This window comes from Skermanella rosea, from assembly GCF_016806835.2.
In the GTDB taxonomy this organism is placed as follows: Bacteria; Pseudomonadota; Alphaproteobacteria; order Azospirillales; family Azospirillaceae; genus Skermanella; species Skermanella rosea.
Window position 1 is genome coordinate 4,439,027 of sequence record NZ_CP086111.1, and the last position, 12,356, is coordinate 4,451,382.

The window sequence follows — 12,356 nt, forward strand, 5'->3', positions numbered from 1 at the left end:
ACGGATCAAGCTCCACGTAGGTCGGGCAGAGCGAAGCGGCACCCGACAAAGCCCGACGCACGGGTGTCGGCTGCCGTTTCGCCCTAGCTGACCTACGGTTGACCGCCGGATTCCGGGTGGAGTTCAAGGAAGACGTCGCCCGGCGCGCGGGCATCCATCAGGCGGTACATGTAGTCGTCGAACTGTTCCGCCGTCGCGTCCTCGATCAGGCTCTCCGCGCCGGCCGGCAGGGCGCCGAAGCGGCGGGTGAGCTGGCGCCGGAGCATCGCGGCCCGGCCCTCATGACCTCGGCTCTTCCCTCCGCGAAGCCTTCGGCGAAGCCTTTGGCGAGCAGTTCCTTTTCCCACTTCTTGATGCGTTCCGCCAGCATGCCCTGAATCCCCTCCATATCCATCGGCACCGTTGCGGCCTGCGGGCCGCCGAACAGACCCATGACCGCGTGCGCCACCACCTCGCCGAACGCCAGCCGTAACGTGGCGTGCCCGGGATGGTCGGCAAACCGTTCCTGTTCCCGCCTTGACATTTGGTTCCAGGCGTTGGGCCTTGGCCCAACGCATCGCAGGACATGAAGTGGGGAGTCGTCCGATTCGGCCGGAGAACCGGGTCACTCGCCGGGGCGGAGGAGGCCGGGGAAGACGTCGCTCGGCGCCTGGGCGTCCATCAGTCGATCCATGTAGGCGTCGTGCTGGTCCGGCGTCGCGGTATCGATCAACCGTTCCACATCCTCCGGCAGAGCCCCGAAGCGTCGGGTGAACTGGCGCTTGAGCAGGGCGGCCCTGCCCTTGGCCTCGCCCCTGGCCTCGCCTCTGGCTTCGCCCTTTGCGACCAGCTCCTGTTCCCACTTCTTGATGCGTTCCGCCAGCATGCCCTGAACCTCCTCGATATCCATCGGCACCGTTGCGGCCTGCGGGCCGCCGACCAGCCCCGCGACCGCGTGCGCCACCACATCGCCGAACGCCAGCCGCAGCGTCGCGTGGCCCGGATGGTCCTTGAACCAGGCCACCGCCTGGGTGACCAGGCCGGGCAGGTCCTCCGGCCGGTCGCAGATCTCGATCCGGAACAGCAGCGCCACCAGGCTGTCGTGCCGGGCCAAGTCCTCGGCGCGCAGCCGTCCCTCGTCGATCAGATGATAGCGGACCTGCGGCTGCCAAGGCCAGAGCGGCGAGTCCTCGGGCAGGGCCACCAGGTCGGCGGTGTCGGCGGGGCAGTCCCAGCGGGCCTCGCCGGCGTAGAGCACGATCGGCAGCAGCGGCGGCAGCCGGCCGCCCGGGGCGAGGGCGCGCCCGGCGATGATCTGCTGCCAGAGCAGGCCGGAATAGACCTGCACCCGCACCGGCATGAACCGCTCCGGGGTCGATTGGAACTCCAGCAGCAGGTAGATGTGGACCATCTCGCCGGCCAGCGTCGGCACGCGCCAGATCACGTCGCCCTCGCGCCGGTCGCCGCGGGCGGCATGGAACTTGGCGTTGACCCGTTCGAGCCGGGTGAAGTCCAGTATGGCGGCGATCCCGGCGGGCAGGAAGCCGCGCACGAGCTGCTCGATCATCACCGGGTCGGAGAACAGGCGGTGGTACAGGGAGTCGGAGGCTTGCATCGTCGCGTGTGCCCGGAAGGAAGTGCTCGCGCGATCAGCAGCACACTCCCGCAACCATCGGCAAGGCCCGGCCGGTTGCTGCGACCTTCTGACCCGATGAATTTGCCCCACGGCGCGGTGTGGGAGCGCTGGCTCCGAGGCAATCGGCATCGGAGCGCCACATCAACCTGCTTCCGAGCACCCCGGATCAATACAGTTGTTCCCCGACTACCCGGCACAGCATAGTTCTCGGCTTTGGTCTTGGGTGTCCTGAGCGTGTCTTCCCGGGCAGAAATGCTCGAGCCTTATTGAAACCCGCCGAGGATCGCGTGCTCCTCGTTAATCATCATGCCCGCCCAACCCGACGCCCCCAGCCAAAAACGTTGCATTCGCGCTTAACGCTGGGTAATGTTCCCTAATTGTTCTCATCCGGCCAAGGCGCTCCAGCCATGCTCGACCACAGCTCCCCGGCACCCGACGCACCCTCCCCGCCCGCGATCCACCCCGCGACCGCGCCCGTGATCCTCCTGTCGCCGCGCCACGAGGCGTTCTGCAAGGCCATGGCCTGCGGCGTCGGCGCGGCGGAGGCGGCGCGGCGGGCGGGGTATTCGCCTTACGGGGCGAAGCAGCGCGGCGCGGTCCTGACAGCCCGGCCGGAGATCCGCGTCCGCATCGACCAGCTCCGGACCGACCGGCAAGCCTGCCACCAGGACGCCCTGGACCGCGCCGCCGCCCTGGTCGAGACGATCGGGACCGAGGCGCTGGAGCGCAAGAGCCTCGGGCTGGCGCTGCGCGCGGTCGAGCTGGGCCTCAAGCTCCGCGGCGTGGTCCAGGACAAGCGCATTCCGCACCACTACCTCGGCGACAGGCCGCACCCCGACGCCGACCTCGAGATCATGTACTGCGACCCGGAGGAGGAAGCCGACCACGCCACCGTCGGCGGGGCGCCCGAACCGGGTCCGGACCAGTCCCCCGGCACGCGGCAGGCTCCCCCGCCGGCCGAAGCCGCCGCCGCGCCCGAACCCGCGCCGGCCGCAAAGCCCGCAGCGACGACGGCCGCGGTGCCCGCCGCCATGCCGGATAGTGACCTTTCGACCGTTTCGATAGTGACCCGCCCCGCCAGGCCCGCCCCCGCCCTGCTCGGCTCGACCTCACTGTCCGAGCCGTCCGCGCCGGTGCCGCCCTTCCGGGTGCCGGCCGCCGCCTGACGGTGACCATGCCGAAAAGCCCGGCGCGGCAATGGACATGACGCTGGAATCCACCGCCCAGGTCGGCGATACTCATCAGGTAAGGCATACCGAGGGAATCCATCGACACTGTCCGGCGGAGACGGGTGATGCGCGGGTCCTTTGCCTTCTTGGCGGCACTGCTGTTGGGGCCGGCCACGGGTCTTGCCAACTGGGAGTTCACCCGGTGGGGAATGACCGTGGACGAGGTTCAGCGGGCGTCCCGCTACGACGCCATCCTCAACGGCCAGGGGTTCGGCTGCCTGCTGGAGATGCCCGGCCCCATCCGGTTCCAGGGCAGCCGCTTCGACAAGGTACTGTTCTGCTTCGACGACGACACGCTGCTGAGGCGGGTGGAACTGGTCGCCGATGCGAGCGCCTATGCGGCCATCGAGAGAACCCTTCAGCAGGCTTACGGCGCCCCCAGGCTCCGGCGCAGCCTCGACATGCCCGAGCGCTACTGGAGCCACCCCGAAAGCGGCGACATGGTCCAGCTGTCGCTGGAGGAGAACGCCGTCGTCACCTACCGGGAAGCCCCGGCGGGATCGAACTGACGCATGAGCCGACGGGTCAGCTGTCGCCCGGCTTGGCCGGCTTGAGGTTGGGATCGGCCTTGCCCTTCGGGGCCTGCGCCGCGCCCTTCCCGGTCTCCGTCGTCGTGTCCTGCTTGCCGGACTCGCCGCCGCCCTGCGGGATGGCGGTGTCGCCCTTCAGGCGCTGCTGGTCCTTGGCCGCGGCTTCGCTTTCGCTGGTCATCGTCAGTCTCTCCACCGGTACGGGATGCTCGACGGGGAACAACAGTCCGATACGCTGTTATGTCCCGAAAACCGGCCGCTTGACACGGCCCCGCCCCGCGGCTTGAACATCCTGGAGAAAACCGGAGGAAACATGCCGACGCCGTCCGACGCCGCCTTCGTCCCCCTTGCAGATGCCCTCGCGGACGCCCTCGGCCCCGCCGTGGTCTCGACCGACCCTGCGGACCGGGAGCGGCATGCCAGCGACTGGAGCGGCCTCCAGGGAAGCCGGCCCCGCGCCGTCCTCCGTCCCCGCACCACCGAACAGGTCTCGGCCGCACTCCGGCTCTGCTCCGCCGCCGGGCAGCCGGTGGTCGTCCAGGGCGGGCTGACCGGCCTGGCCGGAGGCGCGTCAGCCCAGGAAGGCGAGGTGGCGCTGTCGCTGGACCGGATGGCCGGCGTCGAGGCGATCGACCGGGCCGCCATGACCATGACGGTGAAGGCGGGAACCACGCTCGCCGCGGTACAGGCCGCCGCCGAGGAAGCCGGCCTGTTCTACGCCGTCGATATCGGCGCCCGCGGCTCCTGCACGATCGGCGGCACCATCGCGACCAATGCCGGCGGCATCCGGGTCGTGCGCTACGGCATGACCCGGATGCAGGTGCTGGGCCTCGAAGCCGTCCTGGCCGACGGGACGGTGCTCAGCGACATGGGCGGAATGCTGAAGAACAACACCGGCTTCGACCTGAAGCAGCTTTTCATCGGCGCCGAAGGGGCGCTGGGCGTCGTCACGCGGGCCGTTCTCCGCCTGCAGCCGGCACCCAGGGCCCGCGCGACGGCGTGGCTGGCGGTCGCCGACGACTCATCCCTGATCACGCTCCTGTCGGCGGCGCGCCAAAAGCTCGGTTCGAACCTCGCCGCCTTCGAGGCGATGTGGCCCGGCTACCTGTCGGCGATCACCGCGCGCGGGGCGCACTACCGCACGCCCCTTGCCGACATCGCCACGCCCGCCGTCCTGATCGACGTCTTCGGCGACGACCCCTCCGCCACCGATGCCGACCTGCGCGAGCGCCTGGAGGGCTTCCTGGCCGACGCCCTGCAGCAGGGCTGGCTGAACGACGCGGTGATCGCCGAAAGCATTGACCAGTCCCGCCGCCTGTGGGCGATCCGCGACGAGGCCCCGGCCGAATACTCGACCCTCTTCCGGAGTTCCAAGGGCTATGACGTGTCGATCCCGATCGGCCGCATGATCGACGCGGTCCGGGTCCTGGAAACCGCCCTGTCCGGAGCGGTGTCCGAGGCCGCCGTCCTGATCTACGGTCACCTCGGCGACGCCAACATCCATGTGGTCATAGGCTTCGACGCCCCGGTGGAGAAGGCCGTCTACGGGCGCGTCGACGACCTGCTCTACGGCACGGTGCGGGACTTCTCCGGCTCGGTGTCGGCCGAGCACGGGATCGGCGTCCTGAAGCGCCAGTGGCTCGGCTTCACCCGGTCGGAGGCGGAGATCGCGACCATGGAGCGGCTGAAGGCGGCGCTCGACCCGTCCGGCATCCTCAACCCGGGCCGGGTGGTCGCCGCTCCCTCATGACCCCGCGCCCACCGTCGGCGCCAGCAGATGGGAGACTAGCGGCGGCTCGGCGCCGCGGTGGAACGCGCGCGCCCGATCCTGGAGGGCCTGGTCGGTCCGGCTGACCCGCTCGTGCTGGCGCAGATGGTCGAGCCAGGATTGCAGGATGAAGTATTCCAGGTACCGCCCCTGCGCGGCGGCGTCCTCGAACACCCCCCAGGACAGGGCGCCGGACCGCCGCCGCGCCCGCCTCAGCTCCGCCATGGCGGCGGCGAAGGCGGCCGCGTCGGCCGGATCGATCCGGTACTCCACGGTGACCATGACCGGCCCGCGGTCCGGCTCGGGGTCATGGTCGACCATCGGCGCGGGCCAGTGCATCGAGGGCGCGAGGTCGAGGCCCGCGCCGCCGCCGAGCGGGAAACGCAGCGCCGCCGCCGATCCCAGCACGAGGCCCGCCGCCGCCAGCGCCAGGGCCGTCGGCGTGCCGGCCAGGGTCGCGACCTGCCCCCAGACGGCGCTGCCCCCCGCCATGGACCCGAAGAAGACCACGAGGAAGACCGACAGCGCCCGCGCCTTGACCCAGCCGGCGGTCGCCTGCTGCGCCCCGACATTCAGGGTGGACAGCATCGCGATCCAGGAGAACCCGGCGGCCAGCATGGCGACGGCCACCAGCTCGTAGGTCCTGACGAAGGCCAGCGCCAGCGTCGCCGCCGCGAACGCCCAGGTGGCCAGCACCGTCAGCCGGTCCGCCGAAAGCCTGGCGCGGAAACGGGGCAGCAGCAGCGCGCCGGCCACGGCGCCGACTCCGATGCAGGCGAGCAGGATCCCGTAGCCTCCCGGTCCCTCCCCCAGCTCGTTTCGGGTGACGATGGGCAGCAGGGCCCAGGCGGCGCTGCCGAAGGCGAAGAAGGAGACCGCCCGGACCAGGACCGTACGCAGGGCGGGCGCTTCGCGGACATAACGCAGGCCCGCCCGCATCGCCGGCACGAAATGCTCGGGCGGCAGACGGTTCGGCGTCGGCTCGCGCTTCCAGGCCAGCAGCACGGCCAGCACGCCGAGGAAGGAAAGCGCGTTCATCAGGAACACGGCGGCCGGGCCGGCGAAGGACAGGATCGCGCCGGCCAGCGCCGGGCCGATCGCCCGGCTGACATTGATGCCCATGCTGTTCAGCGCCACCGCCGAGGACAGCTCCTCCTTAGGCACCAGTTCGGGCACGATCGCCTGGAAGGCGGGCGCGTTCATGGCGGCGCCGGCGCCGAGCGCGAAGGTCGCGGCGAGCAGGATGCCGGGGCCGACCAGCCCGAGAAGCGCAAGCGTGCCGAGGGTCGTCGCGACGGCGAGCCCCCAGAGCTGGGCGGCGATCAGGAACCTGCGCCGATCCACGATGTCGGCGAGCACTCCCGACGGCAGCGCGAACAGGAACATCGGCAGCGTGGTCGCGGCCTGGACCAGCGCCACCATGAAGGGGCTGGGCGACAGCGAGGTCATGAACCAGCCCGCGCCGACATCGTGCATCCAGGTGCCGATGTTGGACGCGACGGTCGCGATCCACAGCGCCCGGAAGGTCCCGTGCCTGAACGGGCTCCAGGCCCCGGCGCCGGAGGCAGGCGCCGGGGTTCGTTCGACGGCGGCCGTCATGGGATATCCTCCGTCAGAAAGCGAAGCAGTTGCAGCCCAGGGCGCCCCAGAACCGGCTCTTGTCGGAGACCGGCAGCGGGGTGGACCAGGCGATGTGGTGGGCATGGCCGTGGACGCCGCACTGGTCGGCGCAGCCGCACGCCGAGGACAGCGCCATGGCGTTGGTGGCGCTCGCCGGCCTCCCCTCCGCCCGGCGCCAGTGCCCGCCGAAGGTCCGGGCCGGCGACCAGTCCGGCGACGGCGGCGGGGGCGCCGGGTCGCGGCCGCGGAACTCCGCCGCGGCGTAGACGATCCTGCCGCCGAGCACGGTCATCACGGACTCGATGTCCTTGATGGCCTCGCCCGGGACCGAGAAATAGTCGTCGGACAGCACGGTGATGTCGGCGTATTCGCCGGGCGCCAACGCACCCTTCACGCCGGCCTCGCCGGAGAACCAGGCGCTCCCCTTGGTCCACAGCCGCAGCGCCGCTTCCCGGTCCAGCCGGTTGCGTTCGGGAGTCAGCGTCAACCCGCCCAGCGTCTTGCCCTGGGTCAGCCAATAGAGGGCCACCCACGGATTGTAGGAGGAAACGCGGGTCGCGTCGGTGCCGGCGCCGACCGGAACGCCCGCTTCCAGCATGCGGGTGATCGGCGGCGTCGCCTCGGCGGCATCGGCGCCGTACCGGTCGACATAATATTCGCCCTGGAAGGCCATGCGGTGCTGCACCGCGATGCCGCCGCCGAGTGCCGCGATACGGTCGATGTTCTTCTGCGTGATCGTCTCGGCATGGTCGATGATGAAGCGCAGACCGTCGAAGGGGACGTCCCGGTCCACCCGCTCGAAGACGGTGAGGAAACGGTCGATCGACTCGTCGTAGGTCGCGTGGATGCGGAACGGCCAGCGGTTCTCGGCCAGCAGCCGGACGACGCTCTCCAGCTCCGCCTCCATCACGGGCGCCAGGTCCGGGCGCGGCTCCAGGAAATTCTCGAAGTCGGCGGCCGACCAGGCGAGGTTCTCGCCGCCGCCGTTCATGCGCAGGAACGCGTCGCCCTCGCCCGGCTTGACCATCCCGGTCCAGCGCCGATAGTCCGCCAGCTCCTCGCCGGCCTTCTGGGCGAACAGGTTGTAGGCGACCCGAACCGTCATCTGCCCGTCACGATGGAGCGCCCGGATGATCTCGTAGTCGTCGGGATAGTTCTGCCCGCCCCCACCGGCGTCGATCACGGACGTGATGCCGAGGCGGTTCAGCTCGCGCATGAAGTGCCGGGTGGAATTGGCCTGGTCCTCGGGATCGAGCTTCGGTCCTTTGGCCAGCGTGGAATAGAGGATCAGCGCCGACGGCTTCGCCACGAGCAGCCCGGTCGGCTCCCCGGCCGCGTCGTGCTCGATCACGCCGCCCGGCGGGTTCGGCGTGTCGCGGGTGAAGCCGATCGCGCGCAGGGCCGCGCGGTTGAGCAGCGCCCGCCCGTAGAGATGCAGGATGAACACCGGCGTGTCGGGGGCGGCGGCGTTGATCTCGTCCAGCGTCGGCATGCGCCGCTCGGCGAACTGGAACTCCGACCAGCCGCCGACCACCCGAACCCATTGCGGCGACGGCGTGCGCCGGGCCTGCTCCCGAAGCATGCGCAGGGCATCGGCCAGGCTCGGCACCCCTTCCCAGCGAAGCTCCAGGTTATAGTAAAGCCCGCCGCGGATCAGGTGGGTATGGCTGTCGTTGAGCCCCGGGATCGCGCGGCGCCCTTTCAGGTCGATCACTTCCGTCCCGGCCCCGGCCAGGGGCATGATCTCGTCGGCGCGTCCGGCGGCGAGGATGCGGCCGTCGCTGATCGCGATGGCCTCCACCTCGGGCTTGGTGCGGTCGAGCGTCGTGATACGGCCGTTGGTCAGGATCAGGTCGGGTGCGGTCGTCATGGCTCCCTCGGCGTGACGGATGCCCGTGCCCAGAAGGGCGGCGGCGCCAACGGATTTCAGCAAGGTGCGGCGGGTCGGGGTCATAAGCTCCGGCCTCCTGTCAGTCATGTCCCGGTCCGGGCCGCGCACGGTGACGCGCGCAGCCCGGCAAGCCCGGTCTCGTTCGGAAGACCGGCTACTCGGCGGCGATCGGCGCCAGGGCCTCGTTCGGCTCCCTGGTGCGCTGCGGCGCCTTGTGGACCATGGTGTAGGCATAATCGACGCCCATGCCGTAGGCGCCGGAATGCTCGCGCACCAGGGCCATGACGGCGTCATAGGTATCCCGGCGCGCCCAGTCGCGCTGCCACTCGAGCAGCACCTGCTGCCAGGTCACCGGGACGACGCCGACCTGGATCATGCGCTGCATGGAATAGTCGTGCGCCTCCTTCGAGGTGCCGCCGGACGCGTCGGCCACCATGTAGATCTCGTACCCGCCCTCCAGCATGGCCGACAGGGCGAAGGAATTGTTGCACACCTCCGTCCAGAGACCGGAGACGACGACCTTCTTCTGTCCGTTCGATGCCAGGGCGTCGCGCACCTTCTGGTCATCCCAGGAGTTCATGGAGGTCCGCTCCAGCAGCTTCTTGCCGGGGAACACGTCCAGCAGTTCGGGATAGGTGAAGCCGGAGAAGCTTTCGGTCTCGACGGTGGTGATCGTGGTCGGGATATTGAAGATCTTCGCGGCCTTGGCCAGCGCCACGGTGTTGTTCTTCAGGACCTGGCGGTCGATCGACTGCACCCCGAACGCCATCTGCGGCTGGTGGTCGATGAAGATCAGCTGGCAATTGGACGGCGTCAGCAGGTGGAGCTTCGTGTCGGTCATCTCTCTAGTCTCCCTTGTCGGATCATGTTCTTGAGGGGGTGCCCGCGGTCCGGATCAGCTCGGCCTCCCGGTTCCCTGGGCGAAGGCCGAGCGGATGCAGCCGAGCAGTTCGTCGGGTTCGAACGGCTTGGCCAGATAGCTCCCGACCCCCGCCTTCAAGGCGCGGGCACGGGTCGTCTCATCGGGAAAGGCGGTGACCAGGATGGTCGGGATCGGCGTGCCCGACGCGACCAGATGGCGGTGCAGGTCGAGCCCGCCCATGCCGGGCATCCTCACGTCCGTGATCAGGCAGACCGTCCGCGCCATCTCGCCGGAATCCAGGAATTCGGCGGCGCTCCGAAATCCCGACGCCGCGAACCCCATTGCCCTGACGAGGCTGACCGCGGCCTCCCGAGCCGAATCGTCATCGTCGACGACCGCAATCAGCAGGTTCGCGGACATCCCGTCGCTTTCCCCGTTCTTCCCCGACGCAAGCGTTCCTGCGTCGGGGCGAACCATGGGGAAAGTCGTGGGATGGGAACAATCATACTGTAGTATCGAAGGCCTAATGCCTGGCGGTACCGGCACCCAGCCTGTCCGCGATGCGCACCAGGTCCGGCAGCGATTTCGCCTGCATCTTGCGCATCACCTGGGCACGGTGGACCTTCACCGTGACCTCGCTGAGCTGAAGCTCGCCGGCGATCTGTTTGTTCATCTGGCCGGCGGCGACCATCGCCATGATCTCCTGTTCGCGCGGCGTCAGCGTCGCGAAACGCTCCCGCAGTTCCGCGAGCAAGGCCAGTTCCGCCCGGCGGCTGCGGTCCAGCTCGATACCCCGGTGGACCGCGTCGAGCAGATCCTGGTCCCGGAAGGGCTTGGTCAGGAATTCGAGCGCGCCCGCCTTCATCGCGGCCACCGACATCGGGATGTCGCCGTGCCCGGTTATGAAGACGATCGGAATGCTGATGCCCGATCCGGCCAGGACGCGCTGGAACTCCAGCCCGCTGGAGCCGGGCAGCCTGACATCCAGGATGAGGCAGCCGGGCGCGTCGATCCTCTCTCCGAGCATGAAGGCTTGCGCCGTCTCGAACGCCTGGACCGAGTGGCCGACGGAGCGCAGCAGGCTCCGGATCGACTCCCGGACGGAGGGATCGTCATCGACGACGAAGACGACGGAGGGCGGCTGACTCATCGGGCCTGCTCCCCGACCGGCCAGACGCCGTCGTCGCTGCCCGGCAGCGTGAACCGGAAGACCGCGCCGTGCGGGACATTGTCGTCCGCCCAGAGCCGTCCGCCGCCGGACTCGATGATCAACCTGCAAAACATCAGTCCCATGCCCATTCCGTCGGGTTTCGTCGTGAAGAACGGCTCGAAGATCCTGCCCCTCAGCTCCGGATCGACGCCGGATCCGGAGTCCTCGACGGAGACCATGACCTCGCCGGGAACCTGCGATCGGGACGTGACCCGCAGCACGCGCGCCCTGCCCGTCACCGGGCACATGGCGTCGATCGCGTTCGAGACCAGGTTGGACAGGACCTGCTGGAGCTGGATCGGGTTGCCGGTGACGGTCGGCAGCCCCGGCTCCAGCGCCGTTTCGACGGTCACGCGGCCCAGGCGGGCATCGTCCCGGCAGCGGCCCAGGACCTCCTCGATCAGCTGGTTGACGTCCAGCGGAACGCGATCCCGGGTGTCCTTCTTGAACATCGTCCTGATGCTCTCGATCACCGTCCCGGCGCGGTGGCCGTCATTGACGATCCGTTTCAAGGCCGCCTGCACCTCGCCGAGGTCGGGGTCCTTCTTTTCGAGCCAGCGGAGCCCCGCGGCCGCATTGGTCACCATGCTCGCCAGGGGCTGGTTGATCTCGTGGGCGATCAGGGCAGACAGGGCCTCCATCGCGGTAAGCCTCGTCTCGCGGGCGCGGCGCTCGGCGGAAACCGACCGGGCGACCCGGGCATAGAGGGTCGTCGATTCCGACAGCAGGACGAGCAGGACGATGCTGGCGGAGGCCAGCCCGTAGGACCTTCCTCCCCACCACCCCACGCTCAGGCGGATGCCGGCACTGATGTAGGAGAGCAGGATGATCTCGATCAGCAGCGTGCAGAGCACGACCATCAGCCAGAGATCGAGGACCGACCGTCGGCGGACGAACAGGACGGCGAGCGCCGTCAGGTAGAGGAACACCGCCATGGTCGGGACATACAGCCACAAATCGGTGACGTTCCTCGCGTTCCTCATGAAGTTCGGCAGCGAATCGTCGTTGGCCAGGATGAACCAGGTCAGCCCGCCGGCGGCGGCGAGCGTGCCGGCGACGCTCCCGACGATCGCCTTCCGGACCGAACCCTGGAACCTCGGCGCCGAAGTCGCTCCATCCTTCGACAGCGCGTAGGCGAGCACGAACAGGGGGAACCCCAGGCGGCGCAGTGCGGCGATCGACGCGGTGGCCTGCAGTCCCGCGTCCAGGCCCAGCGCGTCGAACACGTCGGGAAAGGTGAGCATCCACGGCACCACCATCAGGCCCGAGAAGAGGTAGCCTATCGCCAGGACGAGGACGGCCCGTGACTGCTGGACGGAGAACAGCGCCAGCAGCAGGGCCGAGGTGATCAGCTCGATCAGCAGGATCGCCGCCCCGTATGCCGGCAGCAGGACTTCCGTACCGGTCAGGGGAATGCGCGCGAACGGCATCGTGACCAGCAGTTCGACGACCAGGACGACGAGCACGCAGACGGCCAGCCGCTCCTGGTTCCGGGACGGCGGCGATGTCGAAAGCAGGAACGGATGGTCGCCCTGCACACGCCTCGGTGATCTCACGCACGTCTCCCCAATCTGCCGCCCTGCGGGCCGGAGGATTGCAGCGAAAGTCGGACGGACGCAACAGGACACCTT

At 69.4% G+C, this 12,356-nt stretch carries 12 protein-coding genes; 3 read left to right on the plus strand and 9 right to left on the minus strand.

Annotation, left to right across the window (positions count from 1 at the left end):
* Positions 1-92 precede the first annotated feature (92 nt).
* Together JL101_RS20720 and JL101_RS20725 are read right to left on the minus strand one after the other, a co-directional pair.
* Positions 93-266 (minus strand): hypothetical protein, encoded by a 174-nt coding sequence (locus JL101_RS20720; protein ID WP_203096552.1) that lies wholly within the window; start codon positions 264-266, stop codon positions 93-95.
* Positions 267-604: 338 nt separating this feature from the next.
* Positions 605-1,594 (minus strand): Rpn family recombination-promoting nuclease/putative transposase, encoded by a 990-nt coding sequence (locus JL101_RS20725; protein WP_203096551.1) that lies wholly within the window; start codon positions 1,592-1,594, stop codon positions 605-607.
* A gap of 428 nt (positions 1,595-2,022) precedes the next feature.
* Here JL101_RS20725 and JL101_RS20730 point away from each other — a divergent pair, with 428 nt between their 5' ends.
* A complete protein-coding gene (locus tag JL101_RS20730; RefSeq protein ID WP_203096550.1) occupies positions 2,023-2,781 on the plus strand; it encodes a hypothetical protein in 759 nt (252 codons plus the stop codon).
* 128 nt (positions 2,782-2,909) lie between these two features.
* Complete coding sequence (locus JL101_RS20735) at positions 2,910-3,353, plus strand: hypothetical protein (RefSeq protein WP_203096549.1); 444 nt, start codon at positions 2,910-2,912, stop codon at positions 3,351-3,353.
* A 16-nt stretch (positions 3,354-3,369) separates the two neighbouring features.
* Here JL101_RS20735 and JL101_RS20740 read toward each other — a convergent pair whose 3' ends face one another.
* Positions 3,370-3,555, minus strand: a complete 186-nt coding sequence (locus JL101_RS20740; protein WP_203096548.1) for a hypothetical protein — start codon at positions 3,553-3,555, stop codon at positions 3,370-3,372.
* Between the two features lie 132 nt (positions 3,556-3,687).
* Here JL101_RS20740 and JL101_RS20745 point away from each other — a divergent pair, with 132 nt between their 5' ends.
* A complete protein-coding gene (locus JL101_RS20745) occupies positions 3,688-5,124 on the plus strand; it encodes an FAD-binding oxidoreductase (protein WP_203096547.1) in 1,437 nt (478 codons plus the stop codon).
* Here the strand turns inward: JL101_RS20745 and JL101_RS20750 are convergent.
* From JL101_RS20750 to JL101_RS20775, 6 genes are all read right to left on the minus strand, one after another.
* Positions 5,119-6,741 carry an MFS transporter gene (locus JL101_RS20750; protein WP_203096546.1) on the minus strand — a complete coding sequence of 541 codons (1,623 nt, stop codon included), beginning with the start codon at positions 6,739-6,741 and terminating at the stop codon, positions 5,119-5,121. The genes JL101_RS20745 and JL101_RS20750 overlap by 6 nt on opposite strands.
* 13 nt (positions 6,742-6,754) lie before the next feature.
* Positions 6,755-8,716: an amidohydrolase gene (locus JL101_RS20755; protein WP_228435023.1), complete on the minus strand. Its 1,962-nt coding sequence runs from the start codon at positions 8,714-8,716 to the stop codon at positions 6,755-6,757.
* Between the two features lie 91 nt (positions 8,717-8,807).
* Positions 8,808-9,494, minus strand: a complete 687-nt coding sequence (locus JL101_RS20760) for a hydrolase (protein ID WP_203096545.1) — start codon at positions 9,492-9,494, stop codon at positions 8,808-8,810.
* Between the two features lie 54 nt (positions 9,495-9,548).
* Entirely contained in the window at positions 9,549-9,935 is a 387-nt protein-coding gene (locus JL101_RS20765) for a response regulator transcription factor (RefSeq protein WP_203096544.1), read from the minus strand.
* 103 nt (positions 9,936-10,038) lie between these two features.
* On the minus strand, positions 10,039-10,665 hold the full coding sequence (locus JL101_RS20770; protein WP_203096543.1) for a response regulator transcription factor: 627 nt from the start codon (positions 10,663-10,665) through the stop codon (positions 10,039-10,041).
* Positions 10,662-12,281 carry an ATP-binding protein gene (locus JL101_RS20775; protein WP_203096542.1) on the minus strand — a complete coding sequence of 540 codons (1,620 nt, stop codon included), beginning with the start codon at positions 12,279-12,281 and terminating at the stop codon, positions 10,662-10,664. Before JL101_RS20775 ends, JL101_RS20770 begins: the two co-directional genes overlap by 4 nt.
* Positions 12,282-12,356: the final 75 nt, after the last annotated feature.